We start from the raw sequence: 24031 nt of genomic DNA on the forward strand, positions 1-24031 counted from the left end.
CGATAGAAAGGAAGGCCAAATGCTTTTCAAGGGAGATCAGACGAAACAAGCTTTTTTAAAAACACAGCTTCTCCCTTTATGCTCTCTCAATAAAAGTGATCGCCAATGGTTAAAAGACATGGAAGAACAAGCAAGGAAAGAAGGATTAGAACCGCTTGTTTTTCTCATTTCAGAGAATGGAACGCAGATTGATTTTATCAGTGCGGTTATGACCTTATCTCCTTTTTTGCGTGAAGTTTTAATTGCCAATCCATCATATCTTAGTCCTTTATTGCACGTTGATATAGAAACAAGGCTGAGCGAAATTGTCGATGATATTACGGTTATTGATAAGGCTGAATTTATAAATGAAACTTTATTGATGGCTGCTTTAAGACGTAAAAAACGAGAAGCACATGTTCTTATTGCTTTAGCTGATTTGGGTGGTGTTTTTACTTACGAAGTTTCATGTGCTTGGTTGACACGTTTAGGTGAAGCAGCATTAGGTGTAGCGTTGCGTTTTCTATTAAGAGAAGCACATGATCATGGTAAGATCAGTTTGTTAAGTCGCGAGAATCCGGAAAAGGACTGTGGTTTAATTATTTTAGGAATGGGAAAATTAGGAGCAGGGGAACTTAATTATTCTTCTGATATTGATCTTATTGTTTTCATTGATGAAACGTCATCTCATATTGGTAATCTTTCTGAAAGTGTCAACGTATTTTCTAAAATGGTACGTCGATTAATCCGTATTATTCAAGAACGTACTGAGGAAGGGTATGTTTTTCGTCTTGATTTTCGTCTTCGTCCTGATCCAGGATCGACACCTTTGGCTTTACCAGTGAGGACTGCATTGCGTTATTACGAAGGGCGTGGGCAAAATTGGGAACGAGCAGCTATGATTAAAGCTCGTCCAGTTGCTGGCGATAAGAAGGCAGGTTTCAATTTTCTCAAAGAGCTTTTTCCCTATGTGTGGCGGAAATATTTAGATTATGCTGCGATTGCTGATATTCATTCGATCAAACGTCAAATTCATGCGCATAAAAGTTACGGTCAAATTGCAGCTTATGGCCATAATATAAAGTTAGGTCGTGGTGGTATTCGTGAGATTGAGTTTTTTGTTCAGACACAACAACTCATTGCTGGTGGGCGTTTTCCTCAATTACGTGGACGTCAGACAGTTGCAATGTTAGCAGAACTTCACACGCTTGGTTGGATCAGTGAGGAAACGAGAGATAGCCTTATAAAAAGTTATGCTTTTCTGCGAAATGTAGAACATCGTATTCAGATGCTTGCAGACGAACAAACCCATCTTCTTCCAGATGATGTTGCTCAATTCACGAGTGTTGCATATTTAATGGGTTATCAAGACAGTAACAGCTTTATCCATGATTTATTAAAAACACTTCAGATTGTTGAAAAACATTATGCAGCACTATTTGAGAATGAGAAAGAACTTGGTTTAGAAATTGGCAATTTAGTTTTTACAGGAGAAGAAGATGATCCGGAGACATTAATAACGTTAAGTCATTTAGGTTTTGAAAGAGCGAGTGATATTTGTCGTATTATGCGCACACTTCATTGTGGTCGTTATAAAGCAACGCAATCGGTAGAAGCGCGCGAGAGATTAACGGAATTAACCCCAGCTCTTTTGAAAGCTTTTGGCGGGACAAAACGAGCTGATGAAGCGATGTTGCGGTTTGATAGTTTTTTACAAGGCTTACCCTCAGGAATACAACTTTTTAGTCTTTTGCAGTCTAATCCCTCTCTTTTGAATATGCTTGTACTTATTATGGGAGCTGCTCCACGTCTTGCAGAAATTATTACACGCAGATCTCATGTTTTTGATGGAATGTTAGACACAAATACCCTTTCAGAGTTACCGACAAAAACGTATTTAGAAAAACGGCTTGAATATTTTCTTGAAAATGTTCTTTCTTATGAGGAAATTCTCGACCATTTAAGGGTTTTTGCAGATGAACAACGTTTTTTGATTGGCATTCGAATTTTGAATGGTACAATTACAGGAGAAAGAGCGGGTTTTGCTTTTACGGCACTTGCTGACCTTATGATTACAAAAACCTTTGCTGCCGTTCAAGAGGAATTTTCTCGTCTTCATGGTCATATTAAAGGGGGGCGTGTTGGCATATTGGGTATGGGAAAGCTTGGAAGTCGTGAATTAACAGCTGGTTCGGATATTGATCTTATTTTTCTTTATGAACATGATGAAGATGCAGAAATATCTGATGGAGAAAAGCCTCTTTATATCTCTCAATATTATACGCGTTTAGCACAGCGCCTCGTTTCTGCTTTATCCACTCTTACAAGCCAAGGTATTCTTTATGCCGTTGATTTAAGGTTACGGCCCTTAGGCAATAAAGGACCTGTTGCTGTTTCTTTTCCATTTTTTAAAAAATATTATCGCCAAGAAGCATGGATCTGGGAACATCTTGCTTTAACAAGGGCTCGAGGTATTACAGGGAATCCTGATTTTTTACAAAAGCTAGAAAATGAAGTATGCGCAATTATTGCGATTCCTCGTAATAAAAAGGAAGTTGCAAAAGAAGTATGTGAAATGCGTTCTTTGATTGAAAAAGAAAAGCCGCCCAAAAATCAATGGGATTTTAAAACGATGTCTGGTGGCATTATGGATTTGGAGTTTATCGCTCAATTTGCTCTTATTACACACGTCATTGAGTTTCAAATTGGAAGGACGATAGCAGATATTTTAGACCACTTACCAAACAGCTTTCTTAATCAGTCGTGTATTGCTGATTTACATTATGCATATAGTCTCTATACCAATTTGAGTCAAATTATACGGCTTTGCTTAAATAATTCTTTTGATTATACTGATATGCCACCTGGATTAAGTGATCTTTTGTTAAATAGCGTTGGGGAGCCTGATTTGCTTCGTGTTGAAAAATTAATTGCAGAAACTGGAAAACTGGTCTGTTCAGTTTTTACAAAAGTTATGCAACATTAAATGAATTCTATAATAATTTCATAAAATTATTATATTCTGATTTTTAGATAAAACATAAAAAGATATTATAGAAGAATAAGAATTATTAATTTCATTTTTATCTTAATTTTTATTTCATTCTACGCTTCTTTTGATATATCTATAGAGTAACAATTATTCATCTAATGATTTTTTCAAGTGTCATGAAAGAATTTATTAATTAAATTATCTAATTTTATGAGTTATACTTTGTACAAAAAGCAATAAGTAAATATCTTTCAACTGAATGGTACTTATTATATTTATAAGAAAATTATATAGATCATTTATAGATCAATCTTATATCATATACATTTAGAAATTGAAATATAGTATACACAATAATATTTACGATAGCGTTTTTATTGTATGTTTTTAGATAATAATATTATTTAAATTTTTTCAAAATTATTTATTAAAAGATTATTTTATATTAAAATATGAACTTTAATTTTTAAACTGTGTCATTTTTGTTATAGATTTTTTGAAAAAAGTGTGAAAATATTGACTATTATTTATGTATCACATTAGCTTTTAGAGGAGCAATTATGATTACAAAATATTTAATTTCAACATCTATATTTTCTTTAATTTCAATTTCTGTAGTACAGGCGGCGGATATTGTTATTCCTGAACAGCCTGTTCCTGTTATTGCAACGTCTGCTTTTTCTTGGACAGGATTTTATCTTGGAGGACAGATCGGCAACTTTTCAGGTAAAACAACTGAAAGTTATTTAAAAGATGAAACTCAAAAGATATGGGATACAATTGGAAAAGAGAATTTACCTAAACTTTCTGGTTTTATAAGAGGAATTTATGCAGGTTCCAATATTGATATCGATAATGGTTTTATTATAGGTATTGATACGGATCTTATGTGGTTTGATAAAAAGAATACAAAGGATATCCCTCTACCGAAACAAGCTCAACCTAGAAAAACATTAAAATCTTTAGAAAAAACAAGTCAAACAACAGATTCTCATGAGGATGAAGTTTCAGCGTTACTTATTGAGGCTGTACGTCATACTTTAAAACAAAAATGGTCTGGTGCTACACGGGTAAAAGTTGGTTTTGCGATTGAGCGTATGATGCCTTATGTTTCTGGAGGGATTGCTTATACGCAGCTTCAGAATATTTTTACGACAATAGCTGATAGCAAAAAAAGTGGAGTAATTGATCCTTCTGATTTGCAGCATGATGAAAAAAAGACCATGGTTGGTTATACTCTTGGAGGGGGTGTTGATTTTGCAATGACTGATAATGTTATTGTGCGTGCAGAATATCGTTATTCAGATTTTGGCAAGAAGAAGTTTGTACATGATAAATTTGAAATGGGCTACAAGACAAACGATTTCCGCGTGGGTGTAGCTTATAAATTTTAATTTTTTCAAAATTAAACAATTTAAAAGTCTCATTTTCAAATGAGGCTTTTATTTTTTAATATATGCTGAAAAATATCCTTTACTTATACTTAAGAAGAGGTATCGTTTTATTCGAAATACCTCTCATACAATCTACTTTCCTATTTTAGGCTAATAAAATATTTTATTTCATAACAAAAAATCGCAAAAAAATTATAAAGCATATAAAATTCTATTCGCAATATAATATAAATTGGTATTTATTACCATTTATATTTAATATGAATTATGGAAATAAATAACTAAAAAATGTTCATATTATAATTTTTTATTATTAGATAACTTATTATAGATAATAATGCATAAATATACAATAATTTTTAAAAATATTATAAAGTGATTTATAGCAAAAATAGGTAAAAGATCAGAAATTATATCGAGATATAATAAAATTATTATCTATGCTTATTATTGAGATATAATTGCTTATTTTTTATAAATTTTTAAAATGCATGATCATAACTACCTAGTAATAATAGGGAAGCATTTCAAATCTATTTCTCATAAATAAATCGATATCATTTATTTGCGTCTTACAAGTGGAATGGATTATTGAAACATATATTTTAGTTATCACCGGGTTTTTATAGTCATTGATATTCAAGCATAGAATCTGAATAATACTCTATTATGCTATAAAATATCATCATCTAAGGTAGTAATCTAAGGATTTTACGCATTAAATGCGTTTGGATACGTGTGATGAAGTTTAAAGCAGGGTTTCTTTAAGGTTTGTTTGTAGTATTTTGTGAAGTAAATCACATGTGCGATCAGCAGGTTGAGTGTTTGATAAGAATTCGGATTATTTATTAATCAGATATGGTAAAAATTTTAGTCCTTTGAGACAGAAAGAAAATAAACCAATAATTTTATAAAATAAATTACGTAAGTAGATTAGCAGATGGAACTTTCTGAGAGAAATTAGTCTATATACCAAGGAGGGAAAGATTTATCTTTTGAAGGAAGCGTTTTTACAAAGTGTTTAAAAATTAATTGTTTTGGTGCATGCAATCTCATTTTGGGGGTTAATAATGCTATAACGTTGCAATTGGCAATGCCATTGGTTTTGTAACCGTTCAATGGAAAATAAGTTAAAGCCTGCGGGTGGTGTTTTATCACCAAAAGCTTGTGATGCGGAAGGAACACCAACAATAGGAATTTTTTTGATTGGTCCTTCAATGTACTTTAATGTGGGTAAATGAGTGTGTCCGTGAAGAATAAGTTCACAACCATGATGTTTAATAATATCTAGAAAACGTTTTGTATCTCGTAATTTTTTATGCCAAGATACTGCCTTGGGAAAGGGAGGATGATGGATCATGATGGCACGAAAAAGGTTATGCTGTGCTGCCTCCTTTAAAAGATGGGATAAAGCTTGCGCTTGCATTTTACCAAAATAACCAGAAGCTTGAAAAGGTGGTGTCGCAATGGCTGAAGAAGCTGCTATGATGGCGATATCTTTGCGAATGCGCATATAAGGAAAAGGGAAGGCGCTTTTTTGAGGGACGTCACCTGTGATCCAAGGTTTGAAGAGAGTACATGCTTTTTGTAAAGCTCCACGGACATAAGCATCATGATTTCCAAATGTCAAAGAAATGTCTTGAGGTTGTCCTAAGTTAAGTAGCCAACGATAAGCTTGTTCAAATTCCTTATCGAGAGCAAGATTTACAAGATCGCCAGAGATTACAAGGTGATCAGGCTTTGTTTTGTACAAGGCATCTATTAAAGTTTCTAGGACATTAGTTGCCATTTGATTCTTACGGTTTTTTTGCCAATTCAGGTAACCGGTAAGACGTTTCCCAGTAAGCTCGAAGAGGGAAGGTTGCGGAAGAGGTGAAAGGTGTATATCCGATATATGGGCAAGATAAAACATAAAATCTCGTAGAATGTTAAAAATGACTAAAAGAGGAAACATAAGATAAGTTGGTGCTGAAAAACAAGTAAAGATTATAAAATGAAGAATATCTTATTAAAAATATGAGAAAATTTTGTATAAAATTAATGCTGTATTGATTTTTAAAATGAAAAAAGCAATATAATACAACATATCATGAGTTGTAACCAATATGTTTTTTGTATAACAGGATAAACTTTAGAAAGGTAATCATAAAGTTTTAGGACATTTAAACAGCTTTTATACGATCACACATTATTATAAAAAATCTAATCATTTAAGTGTGAAATGCAAAAGAATGTGTTGTATTTTAAACTATCAAGAGTTTTCGTGGCTTTGCGCTGCAATGTATTATTCTCTAATTAATGGGCGGCTATATTCCACGCCAAATAAAACATATCAAACAAAATGTTCGGGATAAAATATCCAAATATCATTGTGTTGTACAGACACACATTTATAAAAAAACGTTTTCCAAAGCGCTTGAGTCAATTTTACGAAGATATTCGGTGCTATAACGAGAAAGCTTCTTATGAAGTTGATAAAGCTTATTGTACACAATCATCTCTACGCTTATACAAACTGCAAATCAAAACCATCATGCTATTTCTCCTCCAACTTTGTAAAAATCTTTGCTTTTGGAGGATTCATAAGAGATATTACTCTCTCTTCTTCAATGTTTTCTTACCCATATAATACTCTTCTTCTAACGATATGCAAGAGAATGATTTTTATTGATTTAATTTGAGGATATTTAAAATATGGAAAATTCTACTATATTTAAAGTTATTACTCAATATACAACAAGAATGATAAATTATTATTATAAATCAATATGTTAAATAATTATAAAAGATAAGTAAAGACACAAAAGGATAAACTGAATTATAAAATCATTATACAAAATCTCAGACTTTTTAACGGCCTTCACGATACCACATGCTGCTCAACAGTAAAAGGCAAGCAAGTAGTGCAAAAAAACCAGAAAATATCGAAAAATAAGAAGTATTGATTAAACGGGTTTCTTTCGCTTCTTTCAGAATAATTGAATGTGCTGGGGAATGGGATGGACTTATTTTTGATTGTATCAACTTGAATGGAGGAAGATGAATGTTTTCTTTCCCCTTAACGTTTAAACGTCCGATGTAGCCACCAGTATGCTTAATAATGGGAGCTAGTTTTTCTTTTGTTGAAATTAAATCAAACAATTCAGGATTGTCGATAATCCCTACAGAAGAAAGTATTGTTAAATCACCATTTTTAATGGTAAAAATTCCTGTTTCATCAGTTGTCATAGTTGCGGTAAAGAGACCTTCCTGCTCTTTGGTGAGAATAATATTTTCTTTTTTCCCAGAGGGAAAGATTATTTCAACGGGGGCTGGATATTCTTTGAGGGTTTGGCGGCGAATTGTTAAATGATGAAGGCTGCTGCTTGCGCTTAATTTTTCTTCCTCAAGTTCTGGTTCTTTCATGAGCCAATGGGCAATTCGTCGATAAAGAGCTGCATAAGGACCGCCGCCTTCGAAACCTCGTGCCCAAAGCCAGCTTTCATCGGAAAGCAACATACCTACACGCCCTTTATCAACGTGGGAGAGAAGTAAAAGTGGTTGATCATTAGCTCCTTTCATGAGGGCGATACCGTTATTTATGTTTTGAATAGCAATTTGTCGCAACCAATGCCCCCATTGAGAAGCGGGATAGTCAGGTGTTGCAAGACCCCTTGTGACAGGATGGCGTTCACCTTCCTTTGTTAATGCAGGGCGAAAAGGTTTTTCAATAATCTTTCCATTAGGCAATGCCGGTAGAATGCTTATGAGCGGTGTTTTTGCAAGTGAGTTTGCTTGGGTAAATTCAGGTCCTGTTACCATCAGCAGTGCACCACCCTTTTGGACATATTGTACGATATAATCATAATAGATTAAGGGGAGAACAGCAGAGTGCTGGTAGCCATCAAGGATGATGAGATCAAAGTTATTAATCTCTTCAACGAAGAGTTTTCTTGTTGGAAAGACCACCAAAGATAATTGGCTTAAAGGCGTATTATCCGCTTTGGTAGGGGGGCGTAAAATAGTAAAGTGAACAAGATCAATATTGGAGTCGCCTTTCAAAAGGTCACGCCATGTCCGTTCTCCATTATAAGGGGCACCTGAAATAAGCAGAACGCGTAAATTTTCTCTGATACCTTCAATGGTTGTTATGGCAAGGTTGTTTTCAAAGCTTAGTTCACCTTTGTGTGGATCGGTGGTTGCTTCGATAATATTTTTTTCAGCATGAGGAAGGATAATTTCGGTTTGAAAAATGACGCCAGGAGTCACAGAATATTGGCCAACCTTTTGTCCATTGACGCTTACCGTAATATCGGCTTTCTGGGGTATTATTTCTTGGGGAAGACCTTTATCTTCTACCAAAATGGAAAGCATTTGTGGTTTGTTAACAAGAGCAAAGCGTGGAGGAGAAATAAACTTGATTTGACGATCAAATTCATTTGAGTGTCCTGTGATCAGAGCATTGAGAGGCGCTTCATAATGAAGATCTAATAGATCAGGGATGTCATGCACTTGTCCATCAGTGATAAAAATGGTTCCTGCATAACGAGAGGGCGGTACATCAGAGACAGCTTGTGTTAAAGCATCAAACAAATTCGTTGAGGGAGAATATTGATTATCAGCAAGTTTTCCAGCTTCAATAAAACGTGGTTCAAATTGTGGATAATGTGCCAATGTTTCGATTAATTGCGCGCGCGCTTCATCACTGTCGCTTATCCGTGTTCCAAATGTTTGGCTTTTGCTGCGATCAATGACAATACCTACCGTACTTTTCAGCGGTTCGCGCTGTTCTTTGATAATCATGGGATTGAGCAAAGTAAGAATGAGGGCACTCAATGCCATTAGACGAAATAAAGACCCCTGACGCTTTGTTACAAAACCAACAATGATAAAAAGAATGGATATTCCGCTTAACAGCAGAATCCAAAAGAGTGGTAATAAAGGCTGAAAAGTGAAAAGTGGTATCATTACCTTCTTTCTCTTTTAAAGCGTTCCAAGAGTGCAGGAACATGAACTTGGTCTGCTTTATAGTTTCCTGTAAGCACATAAAGAACAATATTTAAACCTGCACGAAATGCCCATAGGCGTTGCATTGGATCATTGGGAACAAGGGGATATTTCCATTTTCCCTTTTCATCGAGAGCCCAAGCGCTGGCAAAGTTATTTGCGGTGATGAGCAGGGAACTTACATTATCGCCGCTGGCAAGAGAATTTGTATTTTTTTTGTTCGTTGATGAAGATTCAACCCATAAAGGTGAACCACGGTAGAGACCAGGAAAATCTGGCATAATATAAAAAGAACGTGCAACAACATGATCTGTTGATGCTGGCTCAAGGGATGGAATGTTTAACTCTTTTAAGATAGTTCGTAATTTTTGCGTTTCTGGTGTGGACTTTCCTTCAAGATTAAGGTTACTCTTTATCTGGTCACGTGTGTCAAATAAAATTGTTCCTCCATGTTTCATAAAGTTATTTATTTTTTCAAGAATTTTAGGGGTTGGTATAGAACTCTGAACATCAATTGGCCAGTAAATAAGGGGATAAAAGGAGAGTTCATCTTTATCGAGGTCAAGTGCTGTAACAGAGCCCGGGGAAAGCATTGTGCGCTCTGCGATAAATTGGCTTAAGGCTTCTAGACCATTTTTACTCGTTGTATCAATTTCATGATTGTTTGTTATAACATAGGCAAGGTGCGTTGCACCAGCAGCTTGTACATCATCATGATGATTTTCTATGGTTTGTGCATGAAGGGTTGGATCATATGAAAACAAGGCAATAAGAATTATGAGAGAAAGAAAAAACATATTATGTCGTTTATTGAAGGAAACAATACCTCTTATCCATAAAATGAGAAAATTGTCAAAGGCGAATAATAAGGTAGCTAATCCTAAAAATGGACCGATAAGATTTTTTTCTTTTGTATCGTAAGATAAAGGACTCTTGTTAAGTGAAGTTGGTAATGATGATTGTTTCATCAAGCGTGATGAATGGGTTAAGAGATTGAGCGCATAAAAATCATTTTTAACACCATAAAGTCCTGGTGGAGTATGATAGGAAGGACGGGGAGGATTTTGAGCATTAAAGCTCAGTGGAACAACATCAGAAGACGGTACTTGTAGTTGTCCATCAGCGGCTATAATTCGCCAAGGGCTTTGTAATATTGTTCTTTTTTCTCTGTGTGTTGGGTTTGGGGTTTCGTAAGATCCTAATGTAATTAGTTTTTGCAACATTTGTGCAAAAAAGCCAGAAAGAGGAAGATTAGACCATGTTAGATCAGGGGCAATATGAATGAAAATGAGTGTACCTTTACCACATTTTGCCGCTGTAATAAGAGGGGTTCCATCCGAAAGGCTAAGCCATGTTTTTTCAAAAAGGTTTGGAGTTGGTTCTGCCAAGATTTGGCGCGAGACAGTGACATCTTCTGGAAAAGGAAGATTAAAGAAAAAGCTATTTTTTGCAAAAGGTGCAAGCTTTTGTGGTTTTGTCCAAGACATAATACTTCCAAGAGAACGTTGCCCCTGACGCAGCGGTATTGGAAGGAGGCTATCGTAATGTTCTGCGCTACTGAGCTTTTCTCCTGCAAAGCGAATGAGTGTTCCCCCTTCATTTATAAAATCAGAAAGTTTTTTTTCCGCTTTTTCAGGGATATTAACAATGTCGCCTATAATCAAAACAGATGGATTTTGTTTAAGCAAATGATCAATATCCATTGAAAGCTCTCTTCCCGCAGCTGTTATAAGCTGTGTGTGACCTTGTAATGCTTTAATAATATAATAAAATGGAGAAAGTAAAGGCTGTGCCATTTCATTGGTATCTGGTGAGAGAAGAGCAACACGGCTTATCTTGTTATGGCTGTCTACTAGGAAGGTTGCTGCAGCATGGTTTTGGTTATTGATTTTTATCCACGCGATATCGTTGTGTAATTCAAGGGGGATATCAAAAGGAACCAGGGCTGTTGTTTCTCCTTCTGAGAAACTTTTCGTAAATTGACCGAGAAGTTGATTGTCTGAATCATAGAGGCTGAGTGTAGCGGGAGCTTGGCTGTGTGTTGTTGAGCGGATAATACGCGCAACCATATTTCCATTGTTATTTTCTATGGCTGTTATGCTGATTAAATCGGAAATATCAGCCAAATACCATAAAAAGTTTCTAGGTTTTAATTCTTCAATCAGAGCAAAAGTTTGCTCATCTTCATTTGTTTGTAATCCATCGCTTAAATAAGCAATATCAAGAGGTTTTCCTTTGGTTATTTCGCTGAGTTTTTTGAGTATATGCACACGGTTGACAGGCCAAGGATGTGGTTGCAAATGCATTAAGTGTTGTTTTATAATCTTTGCTGATTGAGGCTCCATATTGGAGATATCATTTTCAGCTGTTGCAACAAGATAAACATTTTTTTGCTGTTTTTCTGCTTGTGCAAGGATTATTTCAGCAGTAGAGATGCGTTTTTTCCACTCTTTTACAGATACCCAACCATTATCAATGATGAGGGCAAGGGGTTGGGATCCAGACAAGTCTATTGTTTTTTGATTCCAAGTGGGACCGGCTAAAGCTATGATAACAAGTGCGGCTATGGTTAAACGCAACAAGAGCAACCACCAAGGTGTATGTTTTGTGGTTTCCTGCAGCTGAGTTAGTTTGGGTAAGAAACGTAAAGGAGGAAAAAGCTCTTTACGCGGAGATGGGGGAGTTATCCGCAATAGCCACAAAATGACCGGTAGGAATAAAAGTCCTAGTAACAGAAAAGGAGCGGAAAAACTCAAAGCGTCCTCCTTTTTTGCAATGAAGAGTCGCTCATTGTATTTGCAAGATGCAAAATGGTTTTTGTTAAGGGTTTATCCGTTGTACTAACGTGATAAGACCATCCTTGACGTGCGCAAAAATTTGCTAATTCTTGTCGTCGTGCTTTATATAGCTTACAGTAGTTGTTACGAAGGTTTTCTACTTTTGCGAAAACGTGTTTTTCTTTCGTTTCAGGGTCAAAAAATTCTGTACGACCTGCGTAGGGAAAATTTTCTTCTGCGGGGTCAGCAATTTCGATTAAATGAGCTGTTACTTTTTTTGTGAATAAAACGGTTAAATGTTGGATGATTTTTTCAGGATAATCGAGAAAATCACTTATTATAATAGCATGTGAAGAACGTGTAATCGTTGAAAGATCCGGAAATGAATTTTCATCTGAACGATTTTCTAAAGCGAAAGCTATTTGTTCTACTACATTGGATGTCATTGTGGGGGGCATTAAATTGGGCATAGCAATATGTTCACCACTACGTGCGAGAAGTGTTGCCACGGCAAGAGTCAGAATGATAGCATAATTGCCTTTAGAGATTTTAGAAAAGCGTGAACAGTAATGCATCGATGCGCTCTGATCAGGCCAAAGCCAAACGGTTTGTGTCATTTGCCATTCGCGCTCACGTAGATACGTATTTTCATCACGTGCTGAGCGACGCCAGTCAATACGAGCAATAGATTCTCCTTCAACATAAGGGCGAAATTGCCAAAAATTTTCTCCATTACCGTGTTTCCGTTGCCTATGCCATCCGGTTATCAGTGTATTAGCAATATGACGTGCTTGTAGAAGGAAATATGGCATTTTACCAATATCTTTATGCAGTACAGCTGCCAACGATAAGGGAGACTTTTGTAAAACTTTTTTGCCAATAGCCATTCAAAGAGCATCTTTCACAAGGTTATTGATAATATTTTTTACAGTTATATCTTCAGCACGTGCGGAGAAATTGAGCGCCATGCGGTGTTGTAATACAGGATAAGCCAATGCTTCAACATCATCAAGCGAGGGAGCTAAACGTCCATAATAAAGAGCACGGGCGCGGCTACAAAGTGCGAGGGCTTGTGATGCCCGTGGACCAGGTCCCCAAGAAACATAAGTATTAGCAAGGTTATTGTCTTTATGAGGGCGAGCTGATCGGACAATTTTTAAAATAGCTTCGATAACATTTTCTGAAAGAGGCATTTTGCGAACGATATTTTGAATTTTTTGCAATTTTAGGGCGGACAAAATCGGTTTTGCATTTGATTTTTTTTCTTTTGTTGTTTCTAAAACAATCCGTCGTTCTGTTGTAAGATCAGGATAGTCAATATCGATTTGCATCAAAAAACGATCCAGCTGTGCTTCAGGAAGTGGATAGGTTCCTTCTTGTTCGAGAGGATTTTGCGTTGCAAGAACATGAAAAGGTTGTGGCAAATCATAACGGGTACCTGCAACGGTAACATGATATTCTTGCATAGCTTGTAAAAGGGCTGACTGTGTCCGTGGAGAGGCACGGTTGATTTCATCGGCCATGAGAAGTTGCGTGAAAATAGGACCTTGAACATAGCGAAAAGAACGTTTACCATTTTTATCGGAATCCATAATTTCAGAACCGATAATGTCTGATGGCATTAAGTCAGGGGTAAATTGGATGCGTTTTTCATCAAGTCCTAAAACTGTTCCCAATGTTTCAATAAGACGTGTTTTAGCAAGACCCGGAACACCGACAAGAAGGGCATGACCACCAGCAAAAATAGCGATTAAGGCATATTCAATCACATGACTTTGTCCAAAAATAACTTTGTCAATTTCTTGTTGTAGAATATCCAGTTCTTTATATGCCATATCGATATCATCAATAATTACTTGGGCCTCACGGTTGGTATTAACTTTTTTCACAGAACTGGGTGATGGATCACGGTGACTCATATTTCTTCCTTAAGGCATTTGTTGTAAAAATAGTAATTTTTTCTGCATGATAATGGATATCTTATTGTTTGTAACAGAAAATGAAAAGAAAAGAAGTAACATATGCTGTTTTTTTATATTCGTGTATAGCAGAGAACAGTTTTTGGGAAGTAATAGGTGTGTTTTTGAAAGGTTAAAGGATAAACTATGAGGCAGAACTTCAAACAAGCTATGTGGTTGCGACAAAGTGATATCCAAGCGCTTCTTCATGTTTTGTCTTTGGATGGCGAAGAGGCACGTATTGTGGGGGGAGCTGTACGCAATCAACTGCTAGAGCAGCCTATTAGTGATATTGATATTGCAACAACCTGCTTGCCGCAACAGGTTATTGCGCGTGTAGAAGAAGTAGGATTTAAAGCTATTCCTACAGGGATTGATTTTGGTACAATAACAGTGGTTGCGCATTCATGTTCTTATGAGGTGACAACGCTGCGCAGCGATATTGAAACAGATGGTCGTCATGCAAAAGTAGCATTTGGTCGCGATTGGAAAAAAGATGCTGAACGGCGTGACTTTACAATAAATGCGCTTTATTGTGATGCTGCTGGCAACCTTTATGATGATGTGGGAGGTTTGAGTGATATTGCGAGCCGAACAGTTCGTTTTATTGGGGTTGCAGAAGATCGTATTTGTGAAGATTATTTGCGTATTTTACGATTTTTTCGCTTTTTTGCGTGGTATGGAGTAGGGCGACCTGATGCACAAGGGTTGAAGGCATGTGTTCGTTTAAAACACGGTTTAAAAAAACTTTCCTCTGAGCGTATTTGGGCAGAAATGAAAAAGCTTCTTGCTGCTTCTGATCCGACACGTGCTCTTTTATGGATGCGACAAAGCAGAATTTTGACACTCATTTTTCCTGAAACAGAAAAATGGGGTATTGATGCCATTCACGCATTGGTGAAAACAGAGCAGGCTTTTGGTTGGAGAGTTGATCCATTGTTACGGCTAGAAAGTCTTCTTCCTCCTGACCCTATACGTCTTCATAAAATGGCACAGCGCTTGCGTTTTTCCCATAAGGAAACAACGCGGTTAAAGGAATGGGCAGAGTTAGAAAGAATAAGCCAAAACTGTTCTGATCATTTTGTGCAAAAACTGATTTATTTTCATGGACGACAGCCGGTTTTAGATCAATTATCATTGTCTGTTGCTGAGTTATATGTTGATACTCTGGAAGAAAGTGACGCTTTGCAAAAAGTAAAAGCTTATGTCAAGCTTTATCAGCTTGCCCAAAAATGGCAGATTCCAATTTTTCCTATTAATGGTAATGATTTAATAAAGAAGGGATTTGCTAAAGGAGTAATTTTAGGAAAAAAGCTTAAAGAGCTGGAAATGATATGGATTGAAAGCAAATTTTTAATGGATCGTCATGCATTGTTAGAAAAAATTAATTTATAATATTGCTTTTTAAGTTAAAATATTAATTCATAATTATTCATATAAAATTAAGAGCTTCGAATATTGTAAGGTTCGCTTAATTATTACTTTAACTTGTTATGAGCGAGGAAAACAATATGCATAAAAACAATTCTAAGGAAAGAAATGTTTCCTTATGGATGTTTATATCATTCACAGGTGATGGTATGCGATGGATGTGACGGCGCCTAGGAAATGTTTATGCATATCAGATGTATGACTGAGCAACACAATAGCGTTTTGTTCTTTGTAAGAGAAGTAACTTTATTGAAGAGTTCTTGTTATTTTGCAGCAATATAATTTTATAGTTATTTATTTTATCAGCATTTAATTATTGAGAAATGGCAGGTGTTATAAGCTTTAATTTGTATTTATATGATCGTATATTTTTCTTCGTGATAAGTTATAGGCTTTTAGAGATATTCTGTAATTTATTCCAAAAGTATAATTGACAAGTCTTCTCTTTTAATTACTTTTAACACGCTATAAATTTTTTTGCTTACTTTTAAAATCATAGTTTATGCATTTTTAACATTCTATTAAAGATTTTAATGGAATTGTTGTGTTTCTATAAATGATATTCTCTTTCATGATAGCCAATTTGGCGTAGTGCTTCTCCTGTTGTTATAGCCACGCTCATGGCGAGATTTAGAGAACGAGCTCGTGATTGCATAGGAATTTTTAATGTGCAATCTGCCGATTCATGAACGTAATCAGGAACTCCAGCTGATTCACGACCAAAAAGTAAAACATCATTTTTTTGATAACATATCTGCGTATAGTATGTTTTAGCTTTTGTACTTAAGAGCAATACACGACGGTTAAAATGTTTCATGGAGCTTATAAAATGTTGCCAATCAATGTGTCGTTTTAGGGAGGCAAATTCAAGATAATCCAAACCTGCGCGTTTAAGATTACGATCCGACAGATTAAAACCAGCGGGTTCAATAATATGCACATGTAAACCAAAACAAGCGCTAAGACGTAAAATTGTTCCAGTATTACCAGCAATATCAGGTTGGAAAAGAGCTATATGAAGTGTCATATTTCATATAATATGACTTTTCTTTCATATTTGTAAAGAAGCGTCATAATTTATTTAAAAAATATGTTCGAAAAAATATGCTTGAGGAATACATGTTTTTTTGCATTTGTTTTTTTATTTGTTTTAAATTTCAGAAAAAAATTACTGACATGGATTTGTTTGAGATAAAAAGGAGTTTCTTAATTAGGTATTTTATTAATCAACATATTGATATATAATGATAATTTATCTTTATTCAATATTCAATTTGAATTAGAACTCTGAATATCGTAAAATTTTCTCATTTCAAATCTGTTTCATGTTGAATCAATCAAAAACACTGGCTTGCATATTACAGGAAGAGAGTTGTGGGGATAAAAATACGAAAGAAAATATTAAAGAAAGTCTCTCATGCATCATCTCAAATGCTAAATGCTGTAGTGAACACTGAATGATATATAAAATGGATTGGCTTATTATGATGAAAAGAAGGATATTTTCAAAAAGAGGTTGGATCATTCATTTTAGTTAAAATCGATAAAACAGAATTTTTATATATTTATATAAAAGTATAAGCAGGAAAATATTCATACAACCAGTTGGAGGATGGAACTATATTCTGTAAATTTCTTTGAAGAGATTATCGATAAGTGGAGCAGTTTATTCACTGAGATTTAATATTATGTTTCTTTTTTCTTTCTTTAAAAGTTTTTATTTACACGTTATCTCTATTTGAAACAGGCAGAAGAGTGGTTTTGGTTGCTTTAATATGAATAGGTTTGCAATAAAAGAAACTTACGATATTCTAGGGATTTTATTCACTCTATAAGATGGCAAATCATTATTAAACCAGTTTTAGTTATAAAGCATACAAATAGTAGGAGTTTTTTACGGTGATATTTTCATGGTTAAGGCAACTGAATGAGCAGGCATTGTACAAGGGGGAGGGTATGATAAAAAAATGTTTTAGCAAAGTGTCTCTTTAAATTAAGGCAATGAGTGAGCAAACAAGACGAGATTTTTTGTTTTTGGTAACAGCTGTTGCAGGAGCAGTTGGAATAGGGGTGGTTGCGTGGCCTTTTATCCGTCAGTTGCGTCCAGATGAGAATGTTTTGGCATCTTCTTCCATTGAGGTTGATGTTTCTGGTATTGAAGAGGGAATGTCGGTGACGGTAAAGTGGCGAGGACAACCTGTTGTTATTCGAAATCGTACAGCAAAAGAAATTGCTGATGCGCGCGATACTGAATTGAGGCTTCTAAAAGATCGTCAAGCTCGCAATCCTAATTTTGAAGGTGAAAAGGAAGCGACGGATTTTGCACGTTCAGCAGGTAAAGGGCGTGAAAATTGGCTTATTGTCATTAATCTTTGTACACATCTAGGTTGTGTAACACTTGGGCAGTCAGGGAAATTTGGAGGGTGGTTTTGTCCGTGTCATGGGTCTGTTTACGATACAGCTGGAAGAGTCAGATCGGGTCCAGCTAACTATAATTTGGCTATTCCACCTTATCAATTTCTTTCTGATACTTTGCTCAAAATAGGATAAGGTTATGGCAAATTTTCTTCCTTATTGTCCTAAAAATGCTCTTTCTCGTTGGTTTGATAAGCGTTTTCCTCTTCCTCGTTTTTTTTATAATGCATTTGTAATTTTTCCTGTTCCGTGTAACCTTAATTACTTTTATACATTTGGCGGTATTTTGGCCATTATGCTTTTATCACAGCTTTTGACCGGTATTGTCTTAGCTATGCATTATGTTCCAGATATTCATTTAGCTTTTGAAACGGGTGAACGATTTCGGCGTGAAGGGCAGTTTGGCTGACTTTTTCGTCCATGGCATTGTGTAGGTTCTTCGTTTTTTTTTATTGCCGTTTATATCCATTTGGCGCGTGGTCTTTATTATGGTTCTTATAAAAATATGCGAGAAATGGTTTGGGTTACAGGGATTTTTATTTATATCATCATGATGGCAATCGCATTTTTTGGTTATGTGCTGATTTGGGGGATGATGTCTATTTCGGCCGCTTCAGTGATTGCAGGTCTTTTAAAAACGATACCTTTGGTGGGGGCATGGTTGCATGAGACATTTCTTGGTGGTTATAGCGTAGGACAACCAACATTGAATCGTTTTTATGTTTTCCATTATGTTTTATCATTTGTTTTGCTTCTTTTTGTGTGGCTTCATATTTGGGCAATCCACTGTGTTGGGCAAGGAAATCCAACGGGTCTTGCTATACAATTAAACAAGGAAACGGTGCCATTTTTGCCTTATGCGTTCATCAAAGATATTTTTGCCATTACTGTTTTTCTGATTTTTTTTGCTTGGTTTTTATTTTATATGCCTGATTATATGGGGCAAACCGAAAATTATAGCGTAGCCCATCCTTTAAAGGCACCACTTCGTGTGGTTCCAGAGTGGTATTTTTTGCCTTTTTATGCAATGCTGCGTTCTATAACTTTTGATATTGTTATTTTTCCCTCAACCTTTATGGGCTTTGTTCTTTTAGTTAGTTCGATTTGTGTTTTAGTTTTTGTTCCATGGTTAGATCGCTCTAAAATATGTTCAGCAAGGTATCGACCTGTTTATAAAATTTTCTTTTGGGGGTTGGTTTTTGATGTCATTTTTCTTGGGTGGCTGGGGTCAAGAGAAATAAGTGAGAACATCCTTTTATGGACGCAATTGGCTACGGTTTATTATTTTATATTCTTTTTGGTTATTTTGCCGGTTTTACCTACGTTTGAAAAAAATTGTTCTCTTCCTTTTTCAATTATGCACGATCTGAAGCAGAAAAGAAAGAGACTATGGTAAATGTTTTTGTTGGATTAATTGTTATTGTTGCTATGAGCTTTTCTATTCAAAGTACGGCCAGTCATACTGATATTCAATTGGCTCAAGAGGAGGAACTGATTTCTTTTTCTTTACAAATTCCTAAAAAACAAGAATGGAGTTTTTCAGGGCCATTTGGGCTTTATGATAAAGCGCAATTGAGGCGTGGATTAAAGGTTTATAAAGAAATTTGTTCCAGCTGCCATGGGCTAAAATATGTGGCTTTTCGCCATTTAAAAGCTCTTGGGTATGATCAAGAACAGATTAAAGCTTTGGCAGGGCAATATGAAGTGCCCGATGGCCCTAATCAAGAAGGAAAGTTTTTTAAACGAGCTGGGGTTGTAACAGATTATTTTCCTTCTCCCTTTGCACATGAAGAAGAAGCAAGATTTGTTTTGAATGGTGCTTATCCTCCAGATTTATCATTGATAGCACGTGCACGTAGTATACCTTCGCCGTTTCCTGCTTTAATTACCGATATATTGACTCATTATGATACGACCGGCCCAGATTATATTACAGCTCTTTTAACAGGATATCAAGAGGCACCCAAGAAGATAAAAATTGCTGATGGTTATTGGTATAATCCTTATTTTATTGCCAGTAATTCTTTAACTATGGCACCTCCTTTGAGTGATGGTATCGTTATTTATGAAGATGGAACTCCTCAAACTATTGAACATTACGCGCGTGATGTTTCTGCTTTTTTGATGTGGGCTGCGGATCCCCACATGGAAATTCGAAAAAAAACCGGTTTTCGTGTTATTTTATTTTTAATCATTTTTGCAGGGCTCGTTTATATTTTAAAATGTCGTATTTGGCGTAGTTTAGAAGAAGAATGTAGAAAAGAAATAAAAGTCAAAATAAATAAAAAATGATATGATTTTTCAACAGTATAAAGAGCATAAGGAACAAATCTGTTTATGATGCATTGAGACTTTATAAAGTAAAAGCAAAGTAAAAACGGAGATGTTAAAATGAAAAAAATTGCATGTACTACTCTGATGTCAATTTTGATAGTTTCTAGTACTTATGCTCAGTCTTTTGAAATACCCTCTAAACCTGAAATGATTTCTTCTACGGGTATTGTACAGGTAGGGATAGATAATTCTGTGCATTACGTGACACCTTTAGAAACAGATTTTGTTGCTTCTAGCCTTATAGGTGCCAATGTCTATAATATAGAAGATGAAAATATTGGTGAAGTAAAAGATATTATTTTACGTGAAAATAATATTGCGGGATTTGTTATTGCTGTTGGCGGTTTCCTTGGTATAGGAGAGAGGTATGTGATTATTTCTCCAAAAACAATCCAGATGACGAATGATTATGGTAAGTGGAGACTTATTACAAATGCGACAAAGGATTCTTTAAAGGACGCTCCAACATTTAAATACGAAGGACGTTGGACACGCTAATTTTATACTCTCATTCTTTAATGAATAAAACAGTTGCTATCATAATAATATGATAGCAGCTGTTTTTTGCTCAAGAGATTCTTGAAGCTTTTGCGACAAGTGTTCATGAATTTATTAAAAAATTTTTAATATAAAATACGAAGGGAGAGCGAAGATTAGGTATTATGTTTAAATAACATGATATCGCCGTCTTGTACAATGTATTCTTTTCCTTCATCGCGGGCTTTCCCTGCTTCTTTTGCACCGCTTTCTCCACCCAGAGCAATGTAATCATTATAGCTAATGGTTTGGGCACGAATGAAGCCTCGTTCAAAATCTGAGTGAATAACGCCAGCTGCTTGGGGAGCTTTTGTACCACGCGTAATTGTCCATGCTCGTGTTTCTTTAGGCCCACAGGTGAAGTAAGTAATGAGATTAAGTAAATGGTAACCAGCACGAATAAGGCGGTTTAAACTTGGTTCAAAGAGACCTAAAGCATTAAGATATTCTGATGCTTCAGTATCACTAAGTTGCGTGATTTCTGCTTCGATCGAAGCAGAAATGATAATGCTTTGCGCATTTTGTTCTGTTGCCATTTTTTCAACTGTTTGGGTAAGACTATTTCCATGAGCAGCATCATTTTCGCTTACGTTGCAAATATAAAGTACAGGCTTGGAAGTGAGAAGATTTAAACTTTTCAGAATATGGTATTCATCTGAAGAGATATCTTTGAGTAATAACCGGATAGGACTTCCTTGTTGCAGGATATTTAATACTTTTTCCATAACCGGCCGAATTGTGAGAGCTTCTTTGTCTTTTCCAATTGCTCGTTTACGGATTTGTACGATTCGTCTTTCAAGACTTTCTAAATCCGCTAGCATGAGTTCAGTTTCAACCATTGTCGCATCAGAAATAGGATCAATACGTCCTTCTACGTGGGTAATATCTTCATTTTGAAAACAGCGTAAAACGTGGATAATTGCATCGACTTCACGGATGTTGGCTAAAAATTTGTTTCCTAAACCTTCGCCTTTTGAAGCACCTCGTACAAGCCCCGCAATATCAACGAAATTAATGCGTGTGGGAATAATTTCTTTTGAACCCGCAATCGATGCAATTTTTTCCATTCTTAAATCTGGAACAGCAACTTCACCGGTATTAGGTTCAATGGTGCAAAAAGGATAATTGGCAGCCTGTGCAGTGGCTGTTTTTGTTAATGCGTTAAAAAGAGTTGATTTCCCAACATTAGGTAATCCGACAATACCGCATTTAAAGCCCATGAGAGTTTTTCTTTTCTGTTGATTTTCTAAACAAGGTAAAACTTTTTCATCTATAGCATATTTTCAGAGGAGTTATAGTCTTTAGTATTGCGATAAGTGAGAAAAAAGTCTCCAGCAATGAATAATCTACTTTTTTACCTTTTAAAGTTCGTCTTATTTTAATAATTAAGAAAACTTCGAGTTAATGTTAATAGTGTGCTAAGTTTTTCATGGTACGCAAATTTGCATAAATAATTAATCGGAGAAAATAGAAGAGTGTTATCTCGTTGTGTCTTTTTAATTGCATCACTTTTAGCTTTGGCTGGATGTGCTACACATCAATCAGATATGTCATCGGCTTCTTTTCAACAAGCCCGCTATATTCCGCCAGAAATCCAGGCTTTGTATGCTCCTGTAACGAATGAGACTTATTTATTACCTGCTGTTGATCTTGCGACAATTGATCCGAAGTTTTGGCGACAAGAAGTGATTTATTATACATCTTATCCACCTGGAACATTGGTTATAGATATGCAAGAATGTTTTCTTTATCTTATTGGTGAGAATGGAAAGGCTTTACGTTATGGGATTGGGGTCGGTAAGGAAGGCCTCGCATTTGAAGGTGAAGGAGTTGTACAGCGTAAACGCCGGTGGCCAAATTGGGCTCCTACTGCAGCCATGATGACTCGAGAACCAGAACGTTATGGTCATTTGGGGAAAGGAATGCCACCAGGACCCGATAATCCATTGGGTGCACGGGCACTTTATCTTTTCAAAAATGGGAAAGATACACTTTTCCGTATTCATGGCTCACATGAATCCTGGTCAATTGGACGTGCTATTTCAAGTGGATGTATCCGTTTGCTCAATCAAGATATTATTGATCTTTATGATCGTGTTCCTATTGGTTCGCGTGTCGTGGTGTTGCAAAACAATAGGAGTGTACCTACAGTTTACAGTCAACACTCAAATGGTTACGATCCACTACAGTCGACTATTCAGCCAAATGAATTTTTTTAATTTTTGGAAGAAGATTGGAGAGAGCTATTTGAGTATTTTAGTTTGCTGTTCAATCTTCTCTTTCTCAAATTAAAGAGAATACAAACTTTTTCAAAAATATGTACAAGCTGGTATCATTATTTTATTTTCCAGCTTCTAATATTGCCAACAACTTTTACCTTTGAACAGGTTTATAGGGAGGCATTTTCTTTTTTTTTCAAGAGCTTCTATCCATATGCCTCTAACTTGTGAGGCACAGACCAATGGTTTTGATTATTTTATGGTCAACAAATGTAAAATAAATCTTATGATATTTGAAATTTTTGTTACAGGTTTAAAAAAATATTACAAATTAATATTTATATAAATTTCCTTTGAGAGGAGTTTATTTTTTATCAACGAGAGAAATGAGCTGTTAAGATAAGTTATTATTTTTTTACTGTTTGTGAAATTTCATTCATAAAGAGAGATTTTTCATCTTTTATGAGGAGAGCAATATTTTTTGCAATCGCACCTAAGAGAGAGTGTAACCACTCTTGATCAGATTTGGTAAAATTTCCAAGAACATGCTGATGAACAAGTTCTTTGCTTCCAGGATGACCAATTCCTATGCGTATACGACAATAGCCAGTGCCACAATAGGCATCGATAGACTTAATACCATTATGCCCATTATTTCCTCCGCCAATTTTTACACGGACTTTTCCTGGTGATAGGTCTAACTCATCATAAATGATGATTAAATTCTTCAAATCTAATTTATAAAACCGCAAAGCATCACCGATAGCTTGACCAGAGAGATTCATAAAAGTTTGCGGTTTTATAAGAAAAATTTTCTCATTGTTTATGAAACCATTGGAAATTTCTGCTTGAAATTTCTTTGACCATGGAGAAAAAGAAAAAGACTGATAAATAGCATCAACAGCCATAAAACCAATATTATGGCGGCTATTTTGATATTGTAAACCAGGATTTCCAAGACCAGCAATAAGCCACATGTGCACTTTCATCAAAATATGAGAGAGGGTAA

General features: G+C 35.6%; 15 protein-coding genes and 1 pseudogene. 8 read left to right on the top strand and 8 right to left on the bottom strand.

Going from position 1 to position 24031, the window contains the following annotated elements; translation table 11 throughout:
* The first annotated feature begins 19 nt into the window (after window positions 1-19).
* Together MCY_RS03435 and MCY_RS03440 are read left to right on the top strand one after the other, a co-directional pair.
* On the top strand, window positions 20-2965 hold the full coding sequence (locus tag MCY_RS03435) for a bifunctional [glutamine synthetase] adenylyltransferase/[glutamine synthetase]-adenylyl-L-tyrosine phosphorylase (RefSeq protein ID WP_007346978.1): 2946 nt from the start codon (window positions 20-22) through the stop codon (window positions 2963-2965).
* A gap of 566 nt (window positions 2966-3531) precedes the next feature.
* The gene (locus MCY_RS03440; RefSeq protein WP_007346979.1) at window positions 3532-4365 is read left to right on the top strand and encodes an outer membrane protein; all 834 of its coding nucleotides are present in this window, start codon (window positions 3532-3534) and stop codon (window positions 4363-4365) included.
* Between the two features lie 1021 nt (window positions 4366-5386).
* Here the strand turns inward: MCY_RS03440 and MCY_RS03445 are convergent.
* The 5 genes from MCY_RS03445 to MCY_RS03465 form a co-directional block, all read right to left on the bottom strand.
* Complete coding sequence (locus tag MCY_RS03445; RefSeq protein ID WP_007346980.1) at window positions 5387-6277, bottom strand: metallophosphoesterase family protein; 891 nt, start codon at window positions 6275-6277, stop codon at window positions 5387-5389.
* A gap of 938 nt (window positions 6278-7215) precedes the next feature.
* A complete protein-coding gene (locus tag MCY_RS03450; RefSeq protein WP_007346981.1) occupies window positions 7216-9312 on the bottom strand; it encodes a glutamine amidotransferase in 2097 nt (698 codons plus the stop codon).
* Window positions 9312-12107 (bottom strand): DUF4159 domain-containing protein, encoded by a 2796-nt coding sequence (locus MCY_RS03455; protein WP_007346982.1) that lies wholly within the window; start codon window positions 12105-12107, stop codon window positions 9312-9314. The genes MCY_RS03450 and MCY_RS03455 overlap by 1 nt, the downstream gene beginning before the upstream one ends.
* On the bottom strand, window positions 12104-13015 hold the full coding sequence (locus MCY_RS03460; RefSeq protein ID WP_007346983.1) for a DUF58 domain-containing protein: 912 nt from the start codon (window positions 13013-13015) through the stop codon (window positions 12104-12106). The genes MCY_RS03455 and MCY_RS03460 overlap by 4 nt, the downstream gene beginning before the upstream one ends.
* Complete coding sequence (locus tag MCY_RS03465) at window positions 13016-14047, bottom strand: AAA family ATPase (protein WP_007346984.1); 1032 nt, start codon at window positions 14045-14047, stop codon at window positions 13016-13018.
* 186 nt (window positions 14048-14233) lie between these two features.
* Between MCY_RS03465 and MCY_RS03470 the strand changes: the two genes are divergently transcribed.
* Window positions 14234-15481 carry a CCA tRNA nucleotidyltransferase gene (locus MCY_RS03470; protein ID WP_007346985.1) on the top strand — a complete coding sequence of 416 codons (1248 nt, stop codon included), beginning with the start codon at window positions 14234-14236 and terminating at the stop codon, window positions 15479-15481.
* Window positions 15482-16067: 586 nt separating this feature from the next.
* Here the strand turns inward: MCY_RS03470 and MCY_RS03475 are convergent.
* Window positions 16068-16544, bottom strand: coding sequence for a tRNA (cytidine(34)-2'-O)-methyltransferase (locus MCY_RS03475; protein WP_007346986.1), 477 nt, complete (start codon window positions 16542-16544; stop codon window positions 16068-16070).
* A gap of 974 nt (window positions 16545-17518) precedes the next feature.
* Between MCY_RS03475 and petA the strand changes: the two genes are divergently transcribed.
* The 4 genes and pseudogenes from petA (at window position 17519) to MCY_RS03500 (ending at window position 20764) form a co-directional block, all read left to right on the top strand.
* Window positions 17519-18067 carry a ubiquinol-cytochrome c reductase iron-sulfur subunit gene (gene petA / locus MCY_RS03480; protein ID WP_007346987.1) on the top strand — a complete coding sequence of 183 codons (549 nt, stop codon included), beginning with the start codon at window positions 17519-17521 and terminating at the stop codon, window positions 18065-18067.
* Window positions 18068-18071: 4 nt separating this feature from the next.
* Window positions 18072-19328 (top strand): annotated as a pseudogene (locus tag MCY_RS03490) (cytochrome b).
* Complete coding sequence (locus MCY_RS03495) at window positions 19322-20224, top strand: cytochrome c1 (RefSeq protein ID WP_007346990.1); 903 nt, start codon at window positions 19322-19324, stop codon at window positions 20222-20224. The pseudogene MCY_RS03490 and the gene MCY_RS03495 overlap by 7 nt, the downstream one beginning before the upstream one ends.
* 99 nt (window positions 20225-20323) lie before the next feature.
* On the top strand, window positions 20324-20764 hold the full coding sequence (locus tag MCY_RS03500) for a PRC-barrel domain-containing protein (RefSeq protein WP_007346991.1): 441 nt from the start codon (window positions 20324-20326) through the stop codon (window positions 20762-20764).
* A gap of 155 nt (window positions 20765-20919) precedes the next feature.
* Here MCY_RS03500 and ychF read toward each other — a convergent pair whose 3' ends face one another.
* Complete coding sequence (gene ychF / locus MCY_RS03505) at window positions 20920-22023, bottom strand: redox-regulated ATPase YchF (protein ID WP_007346992.1); 1104 nt, start codon at window positions 22021-22023, stop codon at window positions 20920-20922.
* A 255-nt stretch (window positions 22024-22278) separates the two neighbouring features.
* Here ychF and MCY_RS03510 point away from each other — a divergent pair, with 255 nt between their 5' ends.
* Window positions 22279-23022 (top strand): L,D-transpeptidase, encoded by a 744-nt coding sequence (locus MCY_RS03510; RefSeq protein ID WP_007346993.1) that lies wholly within the window; start codon window positions 22279-22281, stop codon window positions 23020-23022.
* 407 nt (window positions 23023-23429) lie between these two features.
* Here MCY_RS03510 and pth read toward each other — a convergent pair whose 3' ends face one another.
* Window positions 23430-23999 (bottom strand): aminoacyl-tRNA hydrolase, encoded by a 570-nt coding sequence (gene pth / locus MCY_RS03515; RefSeq protein ID WP_007346994.1) that lies wholly within the window; start codon window positions 23997-23999, stop codon window positions 23430-23432.
* Window positions 24000-24031: the final 32 nt, after the last annotated feature.

The organism is Bartonella rattimassiliensis 15908, assembly GCF_000278215.1.
Lineage (GTDB): Bacteria > Pseudomonadota > Alphaproteobacteria > Rhizobiales > Rhizobiaceae > Bartonella > Bartonella rattimassiliensis.